Below are 16055 nucleotides of genomic sequence, written 5' to 3'. Positions count from 1 at the left end.
TTCCAGGCTAATAACAGATCGTATCGAGCACGAGTTCGAAGAATTATAAGCGTGGCCTCGCCGGCGAAACTGTGCGCTTGGCCGAGTTTGAGCGTGACCGCTCTCGCAGTTTCCGTTGTTTATGCCAGCTGCAGCGGGTAACGGGTCACTGCATTGGTGCTCAGGTTGATCGTGGGCAGCGGCAGTGTCCGCTGGTTATTGGCGTTGGCCAATTGCAGCCAGACATTTTCCCCTTCGACAAATTGCCCGTTGGGCAACCAAAGGCCGTGATGCCAGCCATTGCCGGGGGCCGGGGTGCTCTGCAGGATGCCGGGGTGGGTCTGGGCGCTTGGTGCGCGCCTTAGCCAGGCTGGGCGGGGCAGCCCTTTCAGGTAGCGCAGGCCCAGGTGCAGGCCCTGGCTATTGAGGTGACGCCAGCGCACCAGCGCCAGGGTCGGGGTATCGCTGGCGGTCAGCAGCAATACCAGTTGGCCGACGGCGAGCTGCCCGGCCTGTTCCTTGTCGCAGAGCAGGCGTGCGCCGCCAGGACTGGTATCGAGCATCTGCGCGGCCGCATGCAGCGGACGTTGTTCCAGCAGTTGCGCGTGAATATTGACCAGGCCCACCACCAGCCGGCACTCGCTGGCTTGCTCGGCGCGCGGATGACGGCGTTGCTGGCGGCCCAGCCAGTGCTGCTGGACGCGTTCGAGTACGGCTCGTTCCTGGTGGCTTTGCAGTGGGGCCGGCTCATACAGGGCTACCAGCAGTGCGCCCAGTTCGAAGCGGCGCAGAGTGTCGTGGTCGCCGTCGATGACCTGTTCAGGGCCCAGGCAGGGGTAAGACTCGGTCAGGTCGATAGCGGGACCTTCGGCCCCTTCCTCGTCGTCCCATGGCAGTAGGCGCGCCAGCCCTGCCAGGGGCGAAAGAGCGGCAAACAGCACCAGGCATTCGCCTTCGGCCAGGTGAAACGGGTTGCTCAGGGCCAGCAACAACATCTGCTGGTAGAGGCCGCGAAGGGTGCTGGCCGGGGCGGGCTGAAAGGGTGCAGCTATGGGCTCATCCAGGCAGTTCTGCTGTTCGCCAACCCAGTACAGCAGGTGGCTGTCGCGCCATAGCCCCGGGGGCGGTTCCTGGTACAGCTGGTAATGGCGCAGCTGGCACTGGCCGAGAAAGTGCTGCGCCATATACAGGCACCAGGCCAGGTGCGCCTGCGAGGGTTGCCGGCCCTGGAGGATCTGCAGCAGCAGACGCTTGAATCCCATGGCCAGCTCGCTGCACAGGTGCACAAACAGCGCCGGCGGCGTGGTGTCGGCCTGGCAGGCCTTGGCGTAGTGGCGGTATTCATCGCTGAAGCTTTGCAGTGCGCGCTGCCTTTCAAGTAAGGTCATGGCGCTGCGGTTGCAGCGCAGCAGCAGGCTGAGCACCTGCTGCAATGCGACGGCCTGCTTCTCCGCGCGGGCCTGGGCCAGCAGCTGGTTGAGTTCGGCGAGCGAGACCGGGCTTTCTTCGACGATGTCTGGCACTTCCAGACGCAAGGCATCTATTGTCATATCAACCTTGGGTAAGCGGGAGTGAATGCATGGATATGCGGTTCCAGACGGTCATTCGTGCTGTTGCAGGCATAGGCATGGCACTGATTCTGGCGGCTTGCACCGAGGATGTGGGCGTCGATCAGCATGGACGAAAGGTAGCGGCTGAGCGCCTCGATGGCCAGTGGTTAGTGATTAATTACTGGGCCGAGTGGTGCGGGCCCTGCCGCACCGAGATCCCTGAACTGAATGCCCTGGCGCGCCAGCACGAGGCGCAGGCAGTGACGGTGCTGGGGGTCAACTTCGATGGCTTGCAGGGCGAGGCGCTGAATCGTGCCGTGCAGGCCCTGGGGATCGAATTCACCGTGCTCGAGCAGGACCCGGCGGCGCGCTACGAGCTGCCCCGCAACGAGGTGCTGCCGGTGACCTATATCGTCGATAACCAGGGCCGTATGCGTGAACGCCTGCTCGGTGAGCAGAGCGCGGCGGGGCTGAACGCCCGCCTGCTGGCCCTCAAGGCCGAGGAGTAAGCCATGGCGCACTTGTGTATGCATGCCTATGTCAGTGGTCGGGTACAGGGCGTGTACTTTCGCCAGGCGACTGCCGAACAGGCCGAGCGCCTGGAGCTTGCCGGCTGGGTGCGCAACCTGGATGACGGCCGCGTCGAGGCACTGTTCGAGGGCGAGGAGGAGGCTGTGCGCGAGTTGGCGACCTGGCTGCAGCAGGGACCGGAGCAGGCCGAAGTTGCCACCCTTGAGCTATATGAACAGCCGCTGCAGGGCATTGCCGGTTTTCTGGTGCGTCGCTGAGGTCAGGGTTTGACGTACCAGAAGTCGTGCCAGAAACCGACCACCTTGGCGGAGTAGCTGTGTTTGCCCAGGCTGCCATTATAGCGCGCCAGGGCACGGTTCAGGTCGCCGTTTTCCTTGCGCAGATAGAAGCTGAGGATGGTGCAGCCATAGCGCAGGTTGGTGGCGTTGTCGGTCAGGTTATCCTGGGGGCGACCCAGCTCGGCTTTCCAGAAGGGCATCACCTGCATCATGCCCTGGGCTCCGACCGAGGAGATGGCGAAGCGATCGAAATGGCTTTCGGCGTGGATCAGGGCAATCACCAGATCGGGGCGTAGGTCGGCTTTGCTCGCCTCGCGATGTACGAGCCGCAGCAGACTCAGGCGTTCCTCGGCATCCGGAATATAGCGGCGCATGCGCGTGGACATGTCCAGCAGCCAGACCTCGGCGTCGAAACGGTCCTGAAAACTGTCGGCCTGGGCCACGGTGTGCTGCAGCAGCTCGCGCAGCTCGGGCTCGGCGGCCTGGCGCACCTGGGCGTGCGCGGCGACGCACAGCAGCAGGCTCAGCAGTGCGACCAGCAGGCGGGCGGCCATGGGGTGTCAGTCGTTACCCGGGTCGGCCACCAGGCGTCCGGCATCCTGGGTCAGGGCCTTGAGGAAGAGCTGCTGCAGCTCGGGGTCGTTGCGCGTCAGCTCGATCAGGCTCTGCTCCAGCTCGCTGGCCTCCTCCTCGAGGCCCAGTTCGGACAGGCGCTTGACCCGGTGTACCCACTGCGCGATGTCGTCGTCTTCCAGATCGTCGTAAATCAGATCGTGGGCTTCCTGCAACTTGCCGCGCAGGGTACGGCTGACCATCAGCGAGGCGTCGGCGCGGGCGCTGCCCTGGTCGTCCTCCACGCTCAGCAGCAGGGTGCTGATGCGGGTGACATCCTGTTCGGCAAAGGGGCTGTCGAGCAGGTTGAGGCGCAGAATGCCGTTACGGTCGGTGAGCAGTTCATGTACTTGTTCGCCGGCCTTGACCCGTACCGGACGTTCGGCCCAGGGCAGGCTGGAGTATTCGGTGCGGGCATCCTGGCGGCGCTCTTCGAGGCTGGCGAGGTTCTGCTGGGAGCGGCCATTGGACTCGACGTTCATGGCCGGATTGAGCCCGGCAAAGCCGTAGCTGATCCAGTCTTTGGTGGCGGAGTCCGGCAGGCTGCCGAGCAGGGCCACATTGAGCACATTGGCTCCGATACCGCCGACTACCGCCAATGCACCGAGGGGCACCTCATACAGCTCGCGCCAGGGCTGGTAGGGGGTGTAGCGGTCATAGCGGCGGGTGACTTCGAAAGCGGTGACCTCAAAGGATTTCTGTTCATGCACGCGCACCCGGCGTTGTGGCAGCTCCAGTACGCGAGGTTCGCCGACTTCGATCTGCAGGCTGTGATCGAGCAGTTTTCGCTCGATGCGTTCCTCGTGTTCGCTGCGCTGTGGCAACTGGTTGGCGCAGCCGGTGAGCAGCAAGGCGGCGCATGATGCGCCGCCTATAAGGTTGAAGGTGCTTCGCTTGAACATGATGGCTCTTGTTGAAAGGGCTGAGATCAGTGACTGATGCGGGTCTGGATATAGCTGAGGATGTCGGCGACAGGCACGGCCTGGGCCACGGTGTCCTGGCGGCTCTTGTATTCCAGATTGCCTTCGGCCAGGCCGCGGTCGCTGACGACGATGCGGTGCGGGATGCCGATAAGCTCCATGTCGGCGAATTTGATCCCCGGGCTGGTTTTCTTGTCACGGTCATCGAGCAGCACTTCATAGCCGGCGGCGGTCAGCTCGGCATACAGCTTGTCGGTGGCTTCGCGGACGATCTCGGTTTCATAGCGCAGTGGCACCAGGGCGATCTGGAAGGGGGCCAGGGCGTCGTTCCAGAGAATGCCGCGCTCGTCGTTGTTCTGCTCGATGGCGGCCGCCACCACGCGGGAAACGCCGATGCCGTAGCAGCCCATGGTCAGGATCACCGGCTTGCCGTTTTCGCCGAGTACCTGGCAGTTCAGCGCTTCGCTGTACTTGGTGCCCAGCTGGAAGATATGCCCGACTTCGATGCCGCGCTTGATCTCCAGGGTGCCTTTGCCGTCCGGGCTCGGGTCGCCGGCCACAACATTGCGCAGGTCGGCCACCTCGGGCAGGGGCAGGTCGCGCTCCCAGTTGACGCCGAAGTAGTGCTTGTCCTCGATATTGGCACCGGAAGCGAAGTCGCTCATCAGGGCCACCGAGCGGTCGATGATGCAGGGGATCGGCAAGTTGACCGGGCCCAGGGAGCCGGGGCCGGCACCCACTGCGGCACGGATTTCGGCTTCGCTGGCCATCTGCAGCGGGCTGGCGACCTGCTCCAGGTTGGCGGCCTTGATCTCGTTGAGCTCATGGTCGCCGCGCACGATCAGGGCAACCAGGGTGCCTTCTTTGGCACCGTGCACCAGCAGGGTCTTGATGGTCTTCTCTATGGCCAGGCCAAAACCTGTCACCAGGGCGTCGATGGTCTTGGTATTCGGGGTATCGACCAGGCGCATGCTTTCGGTTGCCGCGCCACGGCTGCTTTCGCGCGGAACGGCTTCGGCCTTCTCGATATTGGCGGCGTAATCGGAGCTGTCGCTGAAGGCGATATCGTCTTCGCCGGACTCGGCCAGCACGTGGAACTCATGGGAGCCGGTGCCGCCGATGGAGCCGGTATCGGCCTGCACCGGGCGGAAATTCAGGCCCAGGCGGGTGAACACGTTGCAGTAGGCCTGGTGCATGCGGTCGTAGGTTTGCTGCAAGGACGCCTGGTCGACGTGGAAGGAGTAGGCGTCCTTCATGATGAATTCGCGGCCACGCATCAGGCCGAAACGCGGACGGATCTCGTCGCGGAATTTGGTCTGGATCTGATACAGGTTGATCGGCAGCTGCTTGTAGCTGTTCAGCTCATTGCGCGCCAGATCGGTGATCACTTCCTCGTGGGTCGGGCCGGCGCAGAAGTCGCGGCCGTGGCGATCCTTCATGCGCAGCAGCTCGGGGCCATACTGCTCCCAGCGGCCGGACTCCTGCCACAGTTCGGCCGGCTGGATTCCCGGCATCAGGACTTCGAGGGCACCGGCGGCGTTCATTTCCTCGCGCACCACCTTTTCCACCTTGCGCAGCACGCGCAGGCCCATGGGCAGCCAGGTATAGAGGCCGGAAGCCAGTTTGCGGATCATCCCGGCGCGCAGCATGAGCTGGTGGCTGATTACCACGGCATCGGAAGGGGTTTCTTTCAGGGTCGAGAGCAGGAACTGACTGGTGCGCATAGTTGGCCGTTCTGTCGGTTGCAAGAGGATTTCAATGGCCGGCATTGTACGGTGCCTGTACAGATGCGTACAGGACGGGACAGTGGTAGTGCAGGCAAGTGGATATGCAGCGCTGGGCGAGACATCTGTAGGAGCCTGCTTGCTGGCGATCAAGGCTGAGAAAGAGCATCGCCAGCAAGCTGGCTCCTACAGGGGGGCAAAATCGCTTGTCCATGAACATGAGATATATGGGGAGCGAATTGAGGAGGAAAATGTGTCGACATTGACGGCGGAGCAGGTTCAGGCGCTGATTCGGGCAGGTTTGCCCATGGCGGAAGATATCAGTCTGTGTATCGATCGGCTGGACGAGGCGGGTGTGCTGGCGCGAGTGCCCTTTCACAGCAAGCTGATCCGTCCTGGCGGCACGCTGTCGGGGCCGACCATCATGGCCCTGGCCGATGCAGCCATGTATGCAGTGGTGCTGGGGCGGCTGGGCAGGGTGGAGATGGCGGTGACCTCGAACCTGAATATCAATTTTCTGGTCAAGCCAAAACCGGTAGACCTGTTGGCCGAAGCGCGGATTCTGCGGTTAAGCCGGCGTCAGGCAGTGTGCGAGGTGTCGTTATATTCAGCGGGTAATGAGGAAGAACTGGTGGCTCATGTGACGGGGACCTACGCATTGCCGCTGTGATCGATAAAATCATCGCCCATAAAAAAAGCCCGACCAAAGTCGGGCTTTTTTATGTAGCTATACCGCTAACTGAATGACCTGAATTACAGGACGCTCAGTGGGTACTCGACGATCAGACGGAAATCGTTCATGTCGTCAGCATAGCCAGCGTTGTGCGAGCTGTTGGCGCGATAAATCGCGTTACGAACGCGGAAGGACAGGTCCTTGGCGGCACCTTCCTGAATCACGTACTTGGCTTCGAGGTTCCACTCGTGCTCTTTACCATCTTCAACGCCAGCGCCGTACTCAACTTTGTCACCGGTGACATAGCGAGTCATGAAGCTCAGGCCAGGTACGCCGTAGGTGGCCATGTTCAGGTCGTAGCGAGCTTGCCAGGAGGTCTCGTCCTGCTGGTCAAAGTCGGAGATCTGAACGGAGTTGGCCAGCCAGATGGTGCCGTTGCCGTCGATACCGTAAACATAACCGGTGTCGCCGGAGGAGCGCTGGTGGGCCAGAGTGAAGGTATGAGCGCCCAGGTTGTAAGCGGCGGCCAAGCTCCAGATCTTGTTGTCGATTTCGTTTGGATTGTTACCGGTGTCGGTAGTCCGGTAGGCGTTGAAATCGAAGTTCAGCGACTGATCTTCTGCCAGTGGCAGGTTGTAGTTCAGGTTCGCGTAAACCTTTTTGAAGTTGTCTTCAACATCGGAGGCGTGGATAGCGCCGCTGAAGTTGTCGGTGAAGCTGTAGCTGGCACCGAGGATGTCTGCTTCGGTAAGACCGAAGGTGTCACGGTCAGTGCTGCGTTGGCTGCTCAGCGCAGTGAACCGACCGGCGGTCAGTTCCAGACCTTCGATTTCATTGCTGGTGATCAGGGTGCCGGTGGCGACTTCAGGCAGGATGCGGCTGTCGTCGGTGGAGAACACCGGGCTGCCTACAAACTGATTGCCGTACTTGAGTACGGTGTCGGATACGCGGAATTTGATTGCGCCGCCAACTTCAGTCTGAGTGTCTTCTGCACGACCTTGGCTGTTAGTGTCGAACTGGCCGAGGCCTACGCGACCGCGGCCGGTATCCAGCTTGATGCTGGACAGGGAGTGAGCGTCAACACCCACGCCTACGGTGCCTTGAGTGAAGCCCGACTCAAGCAGGAGGCGGATACCCAAGCCAAACTCTTCGCGAGTGCGGCTGTCTGGGACGTTTTTGAAATCACGGTTGTGGTAAAGAGCGCGATTGAAGATGTTGAAGCTGGTGTCTTCAATAATGCCTTTGGATTCGGACTGGCTGGATGCCACTGCCATTTGGGTGGTGCCCGCGGCTACTGCCAGGGCGATTACGCTCCACTTCATCACTTGCATCGTGATTGCTCCTTTGGTTTAGAAAAGTTGCGCCAGCCATATCATTGTTGTATGGACAGCTCTTTCTTTTTGTGTCGGCGGTAACTTATAGCATGCCACCCGAGTTGGCGATAGTTGCAATCTATTCGTTACGAAATCTTCATGACCATGTCGCAAATTATGAAGGGAAACGTCGCAAATCTGTAGATTCCAGCGCGGGCATCTGCTGTTGGTCGCCAACTTGAACTCATTAGCCGTTTTGCATCGGGCAGCTCTTGGTGGCCGTGGCCTCGTGGTGCAAGGGCTGCGGAAGCGAAAGCAAGAAGCGCGCCTAAAACCAATCCAGGCGCTTCGCGCGCTGAGGCTATGACTGTTTTCGTAGCTTGATTTGGCATCTGATCTGGTTTTGTTGATTTTTTTTAGGTGTTTTTTCTGTTTTATAGGGTTTTGTCTGTTTTTTTGCCTTATTTGCAGGGTTATCGGCGAGTGTTTTCTTTATCCCGGTTCGCCTGCCCTGGCGGTCGCGGTAACGCCATGGTTGGCGTGTGCGATTACTGAAAGGAACAAAATGGTGCAGGCTGCTGGGGTTGGCAGGTCGGTTTGCCGATTCGCGGTGCATTGCGCTCTGCTGGTTCGGGTGGGTGAATATGCCGAGGCTTATGGGTATCCTGCCGGGCGCTTGCGGGGGGGGGGCGCGCCGCGGCCTTGCTTGCTAGGCTTGGATAACGATTACGGCAGGAGGTTTTGACATGTTCGTTCTGGATTCGAGGTTGCAGCAGGACACGCTGCTGGTGGGCGACTTCCCGCTGTGTCGGCTATTGCTGATGAATGACCGGCAGTACCCGTGGTTTATCCTGGTGCCGCGGCGGGAAGATGTCAGTGAGTTGTTCCAGCTCGATGCTGGCGACCAGCTGGCGCTGTGGCAGGAAACTACCGGCCTGGCCGAGCTGCTCAAGGATACCTTTGCTGCCGACAAGATGAATGTGGCAACCCTGGGCAATATGGTCAGCCAGCTGCATATGCATGTGATTGTGCGCCGTCGCGATGATGCCGCATGGCCTGCACCTGTATGGGGCAAGCACGCGGCGCAGCCCTACAGCGAAGAGCAGGTGGCGGCTGTAAAAGCGCGTTTGCGTCTGGTGTTGACGGACGATTTTTGTTTTGCAGAGGACTGAGCACGTGGATCTGGAGGAGCGAATCAATGAGTTGGAGAGTCGCCTGGCCTTTCAGGATGACACTATCCAGGCCTTGAATGATGTGCTGGTTGCTCAGCAGCGGGTGCTGGAGCGCATGCAGCTGCAGATTGCAGCCTTGGCCAAAAGGCAGGAGGAGACCCATTCGCAGTTTGGCTTGAATGAGGATGAGGCACCGCCACCGCATTATTAAACGCCGGGGGTTGCCTACAACAATAAGAAGGTTGTGTTGAATTAAACAAAACGCCGCTTATCCCTGCTGGGGTAAGCGGCGTTTTGTTTTGCAAGTCAGGCCAGTCCGGTCTGACAGTTAACTAACTGTATTGTGCAATGAGTTGCGCAATGTGCGGCTAGTGTTGTCGCAAGTTAGCGGCGTGCGGGCAAGGCTGCAATTACATCTTCGGCTTGCAGGCCCTTGTCGCGTTGCATGACGGCGAATTCGACACGCTGGCCTTCGACCAGTACGCGGTGGCCTTCGCCGCGAATGGCGCGAAAATGCACAAAGATATCGTCTCCCGAGTCGCGGGAAATAAAGCCAAAGCCTTTGGAGGTGTTGAACCACTTGACGGTGCCGGTTTCGCGGTCGCCCATATCCTGGCTGGGGTTATTGCTGTGGCTATGGCTGCGGGGCTGCATGCGCAGGTTGGTGGCCAGGTGTACAGCGACCGCCAGGGTGATGATCAGCAGGCTGAAGAGGCTGGCGGGCTGGTTGGCAATCAGCTCCAGGGGGGCCAGGAGGATCAGTGCTTGCAGCAGCGAGCCGAGGATCAGCAGGGCGGACACCAGGTTCTGCAGTTGGTGGCGTGCGCCGGCGTGCCAGATCGGCAGCTGGGGGGCCAGGATCAGGTTGAGCAGGCCAAAAAGGGCGAGGCACAGGGCGCTGGGTTGCTGCATGAGGGTCAGGGCGTTGGCAGCGAGACTGGGGCTAAACGACAGGAGGAGGGCGGCGAAGCCCGTAACCAGGTGGACAATTTTCAGCATGTTGAGTGAGCTCACTTATTGAACAAGGATCACGAAGGAAGAGCTGGCTGCGTATGCGCTGTGATTAATAAAGGAAGGATATTGCTGCGCACGCGAGGCCGGCCTATGCGCTGGCTCGTCATTTCGAGCCGGCGACACGGGGCGTATTTAACAGCAAAGAGAGGGGCTTCTCAATCAGGCGCTGAGTGCGGTTTTAGCGGGGTCTGGGTTTATCTGGTTGCGGCCATTGCGTTTGGCCTGGTAGAGCGCGTCATCGGCGCGGGTGAGCAGGCTTTCGACGGTGTCTCCGGGGGCGGCGAGGGCGAAACCAAAGGAGGCGGTAATGCTGTCGAGCACTTCATCGGTGCGGCGGACCTTGATGCGTAGAGCCTGGATCTTCAGGCGTAGCTTCTCGGCAAAGGCGTGGGCGCTTTCGGGGTCGAAGCAGTCGCGCAGGATCACGCAGAACTCTTCGCCGCCATAGCGGGCGGCCGTGGCGCGGGGGGGGAGCAGGTCGCGCAGCAATTGGCCGACATGCTGGAGCACGCGGTCGCCCAGGGGGTGGCCGTACTGGTCGTTGAATTGCTTGAAGTGGTCGATATCCAGCATCACCAGGGCCGCGCCGTGGTGGTCGTCGCGCAGGGCTTGCTCCAGCAGCTTGTTAAAGGCGCTGCGGTTGAAGACCTGGGTAAGGCTGTCGAGGGTCGCCGCGATATGGGCGCGTTCCAGCTGGTTGCGCAGGTTTTTGATTTCGTCCTGGGCGGCACGCAGGCTGTAGAGGAATTTATCCTGCTGGTCCTGCATCAGTTGCGTGCTTTGCTGCAGTTCGTTGAGAACGCTGGGCAGGTCGTCGATGATCGGTTCTTGTAGCGCTGCCAGGCCATGCTCCAGGCTGGACTGGTAGTTGCGGCTGCCGAGCAGGCTGCGTGATACGTTGCCCTCGATGTCATCGACCAGATCGATCACCTGTTGCTGCCCGGCGCGGGCCATCTCCAGTTCGTCGTGGATGATGTAGTCGCGAAAGAGCTTGGTGGCTGTTTCGGGGGGGAAGCAGTCAAAGTCGCTGACGGTTTTATCCAGGCGGCGATTGAGCTCCGGCTCCAAGCCTTTGCAGTAGGTGTACCAGAGGGCGTAATGCACCGGATTTGGCGGAATGTCGTGGCGCATCATCAGCGGCACTGCCTTCTTCAGAAGAGCCGCAGCTTCGCGGGTCTCCTCGGGGTACAGGTCAAGAATGCCGGGCGCTTGGTTGGGATTGTTCATGCACGTCACTGTGGCAAATTACAATTGCCCAAAGGATAGAACAGGTGCAGCGTGTGCGCCTAGCAAAAGGCTTGATGTGTCGGGCCTTTTGCATGATTTGCCTGGTGCGGGGTTGAGAAGCTATCTCTGTTGTCCTCTGTTATGGAGAGGGCAGAGGTGTTTAAAGCGGGCTCTAGGCCTAGAAAAATGCCGCTTGCCTGTTAAGGGAAGCGGCATTTTTGTTAAGTGAGCAGCGTTGTGACGTACCAGGCTTTTTGCATGATTGGCCTAGGCGTCGAGCAGGCTGCGCAGCATCCAGGCAGTTTTTTCGTGCACCTGCATGCGCTGGGTGAGCAGGTCGGCGGTGGGTTCGTCGCTGACTTTGTCCAGCAGGGGGAAGATGCCGCGGGCGGTGCGGGTGACGGCTTCCTGGCCCTGGACCAGCTGCTTGATCATGTCGGCGGCGCTCGGCACGCCTTCTTCTTCCTTGATCGAAGACAGGCGCGCGTAGGCGGCGTAGGTGCCCGGTGCCGGGAAACCCAGGGCGCGGATGCGCTCGGCGATCTGGTCGACGGCCAGCGCCAGCTCGGTGTACTGCCCCTCGAACATCAGGTGCAGGGTGTTGAACATCGGGCCGGTGACGTTCCAGTGAAAATTATGCGTCTTGAGGTACAGGGTGTAGGTGTCGGCCAGCAGGCGCGACAGACCTTCGGCGATGGCGGCGCGGTCCTGTTCAGCGATTCCGATATTGATTTCCATACCATTTCTCCTCTCTGGTGACTCGGGGCTGTGCTGCCCGCAATAATGCCCAGAGCCTAACATGGCTGTTCTGAGCGTTAGCCTGATTTACCTCTATGGGGTCGATGGTTGGAGGCTATCACTGCTGCGGGGTTCAGTTTTTCTGTAGCAGTTTGGCCAGCAGCTTGGGGTAAGCGGCCGGGAACAGGCGCTGGATCCAGTCGAGCAGGCGCGCGTCATTGCCAATCAGGATGCGCGTGCGCTTGGCCTTGATGCCATCGACTATGACTCTGGCGGCCTGTTCCGGAGTGGTGCGGGCCAGTTTGTCGAAGTCGGCGGCGGCGCGGTCGGCATCGCGCTGGCCGTTGATGCCCTGATAGAAGCGCGCCGCCCGGGCGATATTGGTCTTGATGCCGCCGGGGTGTACGCAGCAGGCCACGACCTTGCTGCTGCAGAGTTCCTGGCGCAGCGCTTCGGTAAAGCCGCGCACGGCAAACTTGCTGGCGTTATAGGCCCCCTGGCTGGGCATGCTGATAATGCCGAAGATGCTCGAGACATTGACGATATGTCCGGCGTTGTTCTGCAGTAGGTGTGGCAGAAAGGCCTTGGTGCCGTGCACCACGCCCCAGAAGTTGATCCCCATGATCCACTCGAAATCGCTGTAACTCAGCTCGGCAATCCGTTGCGAGACGGCGACGCCGGCGTTGTTGATGATCAGGTAGGCGCTGCCATGCTGGTTCAACACGTCGTCGGCAAAGGCGTACACGGCAGCGCGGTCGGCCACGTCGAGGGTGTGGCAGCTGATGCGGCGGCCGTGCCGGCTCAGTTCGTCGGCGGTGCTCTGCAGGTTTGCCTCGTTGATGTCGGCCAGGGCCAGGTCGCAACCTTCCTCGGCGAGCAGTTGGGCCAGTGCCCGGCCCATGCCTGAGCCCGCGCCGGTGATCACGGCGACCTTGCCTGCCAGTGTGTGCATGGTAATTCCCTTTATTGATGCGGATTGGCAATGGGGCCGCAGCCAGGTGGGGCCCCGCAGTCAAGCAGGGTAGTGCGGTGCCGGTGTGGGGGCAATGGGCTGGAGCCTGAATGTCGTGGGGCGTGATTGTCCGCAGGTCTGCGCTCTCAGCGATGGGCCAGCTCCGGGTGTTGCTGCAGGGTCTGGTTGAACAGCGCCACCCAGCGACTGCTGAACTGGCGGCCGGCAAGGTTGTTGATCTCCAGGATGGCGCGTAGCAGAGGGCGTTTGTTCAGGGCTTGATGGGCGCGCTCGTGGGTGCGGGCGTCGAAGGTGTCGACGATGCTGAGGATCAGTGCGCCCGGGCAGGTTTCGAGTTCGCTCAGGCCTTTGGGGTAGCCGTTGCCGTCGGCGTGCTCCTGGTGTTGCAGGCAGATTTCTGCTGCCGCGCGCCATTTCGGCATGTGCTTGAGCAGCTCGTGGGACAGGCGCGGGTGCGACTGCATCTGGCGGCGCTCTTCGCGGATGAGGTGCGCCTCCTTATGCAGCAATTCCAGAGGCAGAAAGGCCATGCCGATATCGTGCAGGCATATCGCGGCGGCCAGCTGGGCCGGTTGTTCCGGGTTGCCGCCGAGCCGGTTGATCGCCAGGGCCAGGTCCAGCTGGCGTATGCCGCGGCCTTGCCAGTAGTGCGAGCGGCGTTCGCTGGCCTGCATCAGCTCGATAAAGAACAGCAGGTCGGGGTCGGCCTCGATGGCGTGGCGCTGGAGCAGTTCACTGGCGCTGGGTTGCGCCGTCTGTTGTACCTCGGGTGGGCGCGAGCTGGGGTCAAGCTGCTGCAGCAGGGCGCTGCGAAAACTGGTCTGCTGGGTGGCCGGGGCGGTGGCCAATGCGCTCAACGCCTGGCTGAGGGCCTGGCTCTGTTGTGGGCTCAGCTGAGCCGCGGGGCCGCCAAGGGTCTGCTGGATCAGGGCCTTGAGGTGATCCAGGCTGAGCAGCAGGATATCGCCCAGCAGGCTGTCGAATTGCAGTTGCGATTCGCGCAGGCGGGCCAGTATGTCTTCCAGTGCCTGGGGTACCGGCATCAGTTGGGCCAGGCCGATATAGCCCAGGTTGCCCTTGAGGGTGTGTACCAGGCGAAACAGCTCACGCAGGCGTTCGGCGTCGTCGGGGGCGTGCTCGAGCTCGATCAGCAGCTGTTCACAGCGCTGGAATTGTTCGGCGCTCTCCAGGCGGAAGTCCGCCAGCAGGTCGTCGGTTATTTCGCCGGGGTTGGGGGTGGACATGACCCTCTCCAGTGCGGCCTTGGTCTGCCTGAGTATAGGAAGGCTTGGCAAAAGCGCGTGGCCTGGCGGCTGCAAGTGGCGGCTTAACCATATATAATCTTGCGCTTTGCCGCGTTCTGCGGGGGTAGGGCGTCCGCTTCGGACCTTTTGCCTCGGCATAGACAGCGCAATTGCAGCATATGGCGCATGCGCCAGCTGTTGCGGTTAACGGCCTGTCAGTCCGGCCATGAGCGTCGCCAGCAGTGCGGCCCAACGAATTCAAGACTCAAGAGAAGCGACCACCATCATGATGCGCAGCCATTATTGCGGCCAACTGAACGAGAGCCTGGACGGCCAGGAAGTCACCCTTTGCGGTTGGGTACATCGCCGCCGTGACCATGGCGGGGTGATTTTCCTCGACATTCGTGACCGTGAAGGTCTGGCCCAGGTGGTATTCGACCCGGATCGTGCCGAGACTTTCGCCACTGCCGACAAAGTGCGCAGTGAATATGTGGTGAAGATCACCGGTAAGGTGCGTCTGCGTCCGGCCGGTGCCGGCAACGCCAACATGGCTTCCGGCGCTATCGAAGTGCTGGGCTATGCGCTGGAAGTGCTGAACGAAGCGGAAACCCCGCCGTTCCCGCTCAATGAATACACCGACGTGGGCGAAGAAACCCGCCTGCGCTACCGCTTTATCGACCTGCGTCGTCCGGAAATGGCGGCCAAGCTGAAGCTGCGTTCGAGCATCACCAGCAGCATCCGTCGCTACTTGGATGACAACGGCTTCCTCGATGTGGAAACGCCGATCCTCACCCGTGCCACCCCCGAGGGCGCGCGTGACTACCTGGTGCCGAGCCGCACCCACGCTGGCAGCTTCTTTGCCCTGCCGCAGTCGCCACAGCTGTTCAAGCAACTGCTGATGGTCGCTGGCTTCGACCGTTACTACCAGATCGCCAAATGCTTCCGCGACGAAGACCTGCGTGCCGACCGCCAGCCGGAATTCACCCAGATCGACATTGAAACCAGCTTCATGGATGAGGCCGACATCATGGCCATCACCGAGAAAATGGTCCGTCAGCTGTTCAAGGAAGTGCTGGACGTCGAGTTCGGCGAGCTGCCGCATATGACCCTGGCCGAGGCCATGCGTCGTTTCGGCTCGGACAAGCCGGACCTGCGTAACCCGCTGGAACTGGTGGATGTTGCCGACCAGCTCAAGGACGTCGACTTCAAGGTGTTCGCCGGCCCTGCCAACGATCCCAAGTGCCGCGTCACAGCGTTGCGCGTTCCGGGCGGGGCGAGCATGCCGCGCAAGCAGATCGACGACTACACCAAGTTCGTCGGCATCTACGGTGCCAAGGGTCTGGCCTATATCAAGGTCAACGAGCGTGCCGCTGGCGTTGAAGGCCTGCAGTCGCCGATCGTCAAGAACATCCCGCTGGATAACATCAATGTGATCCTCGATCGCGTCGGTGCTGTGGATGGCGATATCGTGTTCTTCGGTGCCGACAAGGCCAAGATCGTCAGCGAGGCCCTGGGCGCGTTGCGCATCAAGCTGGGCCATGATCTCAACCTGCTGACCTGTGAATGGGCACCGCTGTGGGTTGTCGACTTCCCGATGTTCGAAGAGAACGACGACGGCAGCCTGACCGCCATGCACCACCCCTTCACCGCGCCGAGCTGCAGCCCGGCCGAGCTGGAGGCCAATCCGGCAGCCGCACTGTCGCGCGCCTACGACATGGTGCTTAACGGCACTGAGCTGGGTGGCGGTTCGATCCGTATCCACGACAAGTCGATGCAGCAGACTGTGTTCCGCGTGCTGGGTATCAGCGAAGATGAGCAGCAGGAGAAGTTCGGCTTCCTCCTCGACGCCCTCAAGTTCGGCGCACCGCCCCACGGTGGCCTGGCCTTCGGCCTGGATCGCCTGGTGATGCTGATGACTGGTGCGCAGTCGATCCGCGAAGTGATCGCCTTCCCGAAAACCCAGAGCGCGGCCTGCGTCATGACTCAGGCACCGGGTGAGGTGGATAACAAGTCGCTGCGCGAATTGCACATTCGCCTGCGCGAGCAGCCGAAAGCGGAATAAAGCGTCAAAAGAAGCCTGGTTTTCCAGGCTTCTTCTTTATGGCAG

At 61.0% G+C, this 16055-nt stretch carries 17 protein-coding genes and 1 pseudogene; 6 read left to right on the top strand and 12 right to left on the bottom strand.

Annotated features, from left to right (window positions below; genetic code table 11):
- Window positions 1-119: 119 nt before the first annotated feature.
- Window positions 120-1529: a PilZ domain-containing protein gene (locus WMW70_RS11945; RefSeq protein WP_341437725.1), complete on the bottom strand. Its 1410-nt coding sequence runs from the start codon at window positions 1527-1529 to the stop codon at window positions 120-122.
- A gap of 35 nt (window positions 1530-1564) precedes the next feature.
- Between WMW70_RS11945 and WMW70_RS11940 the strand changes: the two genes are divergently transcribed.
- Window positions 1565-2038 (top strand): TlpA disulfide reductase family protein, encoded by a 474-nt coding sequence (locus WMW70_RS11940; protein ID WP_445942145.1) that lies wholly within the window; start codon window positions 1565-1567, stop codon window positions 2036-2038.
- 3 nt (window positions 2039-2041) lie between these two features.
- Window positions 2042-2317 carry an acylphosphatase gene (locus WMW70_RS11935; RefSeq protein ID WP_341437723.1) on the top strand — a complete coding sequence of 92 codons (276 nt, stop codon included), beginning with the start codon at window positions 2042-2044 and terminating at the stop codon, window positions 2315-2317.
- 2 nt (window positions 2318-2319) lie between these two features.
- Here the strand turns inward: WMW70_RS11935 and WMW70_RS11930 are convergent, their stop codons facing one another.
- From WMW70_RS11930 to WMW70_RS11920, 3 genes are read right to left on the bottom strand one after another with little or no spacing between them, the layout of a single operon-like run.
- Window positions 2320-2892 (bottom strand): transglycosylase SLT domain-containing protein, encoded by a 573-nt coding sequence (locus tag WMW70_RS11930; protein ID WP_341437722.1) that lies wholly within the window; start codon window positions 2890-2892, stop codon window positions 2320-2322.
- Window positions 2893-2898: 6 nt separating this feature from the next.
- Window positions 2899-3852 carry a hypothetical protein gene (locus WMW70_RS11925; RefSeq protein WP_341437721.1) on the bottom strand — a complete coding sequence of 318 codons (954 nt, stop codon included), beginning with the start codon at window positions 3850-3852 and terminating at the stop codon, window positions 2899-2901.
- A gap of 26 nt (window positions 3853-3878) precedes the next feature.
- Window positions 3879-5594 carry a proline--tRNA ligase gene (locus tag WMW70_RS11920; protein WP_341437720.1) on the bottom strand — a complete coding sequence of 572 codons (1716 nt, stop codon included), beginning with the start codon at window positions 5592-5594 and terminating at the stop codon, window positions 3879-3881.
- A gap of 262 nt (window positions 5595-5856) precedes the next feature.
- Here WMW70_RS11920 and WMW70_RS11915 point away from each other — a divergent pair, with 262 nt between their 5' ends.
- Entirely contained in the window at window positions 5857-6264 is a 408-nt protein-coding gene (locus tag WMW70_RS11915) for a PaaI family thioesterase (RefSeq protein ID WP_325509473.1), read from the top strand.
- An 83-nt stretch (window positions 6265-6347) separates the two neighbouring features.
- Here the strand turns inward: WMW70_RS11915 and WMW70_RS11910 are convergent, their stop codons facing one another.
- The gene (locus tag WMW70_RS11910) at window positions 6348-7598 is read right to left on the bottom strand and encodes an OprD family porin (protein WP_341437719.1); all 1251 of its coding nucleotides are present in this window, start codon (window positions 7596-7598) and stop codon (window positions 6348-6350) included.
- Between the two features lie 343 nt (window positions 7599-7941).
- Complete coding sequence (locus WMW70_RS11905; protein WP_341437718.1) at window positions 7942-8196, bottom strand: hypothetical protein; 255 nt, start codon at window positions 8194-8196, stop codon at window positions 7942-7944.
- A gap of 130 nt (window positions 8197-8326) precedes the next feature.
- On the opposite strand from WMW70_RS11905, the gene WMW70_RS11900 reads away from it, so the two are divergent.
- Together WMW70_RS11900 and WMW70_RS11895 are read left to right on the top strand one after the other, a co-directional pair.
- The gene (locus WMW70_RS11900) at window positions 8327-8752 is read left to right on the top strand and encodes an HIT family protein (RefSeq protein ID WP_341437716.1); all 426 of its coding nucleotides are present in this window, start codon (window positions 8327-8329) and stop codon (window positions 8750-8752) included.
- A gap of 4 nt (window positions 8753-8756) precedes the next feature.
- On the top strand, window positions 8757-8963 hold the full coding sequence (locus WMW70_RS11895) for a SlyX family protein (RefSeq protein ID WP_341437715.1): 207 nt from the start codon (window positions 8757-8759) through the stop codon (window positions 8961-8963).
- 173 nt (window positions 8964-9136) lie between these two features.
- On the opposite strand, the gene WMW70_RS11890 is transcribed toward WMW70_RS11895, so the two are convergent.
- The 6 genes and pseudogenes from WMW70_RS11890 to WMW70_RS11865 form a co-directional block, all read right to left on the bottom strand.
- The gene (locus tag WMW70_RS11890; RefSeq protein ID WP_169852850.1) at window positions 9137-9361 is read right to left on the bottom strand and encodes a cold-shock protein; all 225 of its coding nucleotides are present in this window, start codon (window positions 9359-9361) and stop codon (window positions 9137-9139) included.
- A 69-nt stretch (window positions 9362-9430) separates the two neighbouring features.
- Window positions 9431-9751: pseudogene (locus tag WMW70_RS11885) on the bottom strand (cold shock domain-containing protein membrane protein); the annotation flags it as partial.
- A gap of 174 nt (window positions 9752-9925) precedes the next feature.
- Window positions 9926-10993 (bottom strand): GGDEF domain-containing protein, encoded by a 1068-nt coding sequence (locus tag WMW70_RS11880; RefSeq protein ID WP_341437714.1) that lies wholly within the window; start codon window positions 10991-10993, stop codon window positions 9926-9928.
- 267 nt (window positions 10994-11260) lie between these two features.
- A complete protein-coding gene (locus WMW70_RS11875) occupies window positions 11261-11731 on the bottom strand; it encodes a Dps family protein (RefSeq protein ID WP_341437713.1) in 471 nt (156 codons plus the stop codon).
- A gap of 133 nt (window positions 11732-11864) precedes the next feature.
- Complete coding sequence (locus WMW70_RS11870) at window positions 11865-12683, bottom strand: SDR family NAD(P)-dependent oxidoreductase (protein ID WP_341437711.1); 819 nt, start codon at window positions 12681-12683, stop codon at window positions 11865-11867.
- A gap of 146 nt (window positions 12684-12829) precedes the next feature.
- Window positions 12830-13948: an HD domain-containing phosphohydrolase gene (locus WMW70_RS11865; protein WP_341437710.1), complete on the bottom strand. Its 1119-nt coding sequence runs from the start codon at window positions 13946-13948 to the stop codon at window positions 12830-12832.
- 286 nt (window positions 13949-14234) lie between these two features.
- Between WMW70_RS11865 and aspS the strand changes: the two genes are divergently transcribed.
- Window positions 14235-16010 carry an aspartate--tRNA ligase gene (gene aspS / locus WMW70_RS11860; protein WP_341437709.1) on the top strand — a complete coding sequence of 592 codons (1776 nt, stop codon included), beginning with the start codon at window positions 14235-14237 and terminating at the stop codon, window positions 16008-16010.
- Window positions 16011-16055: the final 45 nt, after the last annotated feature.

This window comes from Pseudomonas sp. XK-1, from assembly GCF_038069885.1.
In the GTDB taxonomy this organism is placed as follows: Bacteria; Pseudomonadota; Gammaproteobacteria; order Pseudomonadales; family Pseudomonadaceae; genus Aquipseudomonas.
This window is presented reverse-complemented; position numbering and strand designations above follow the sequence as displayed.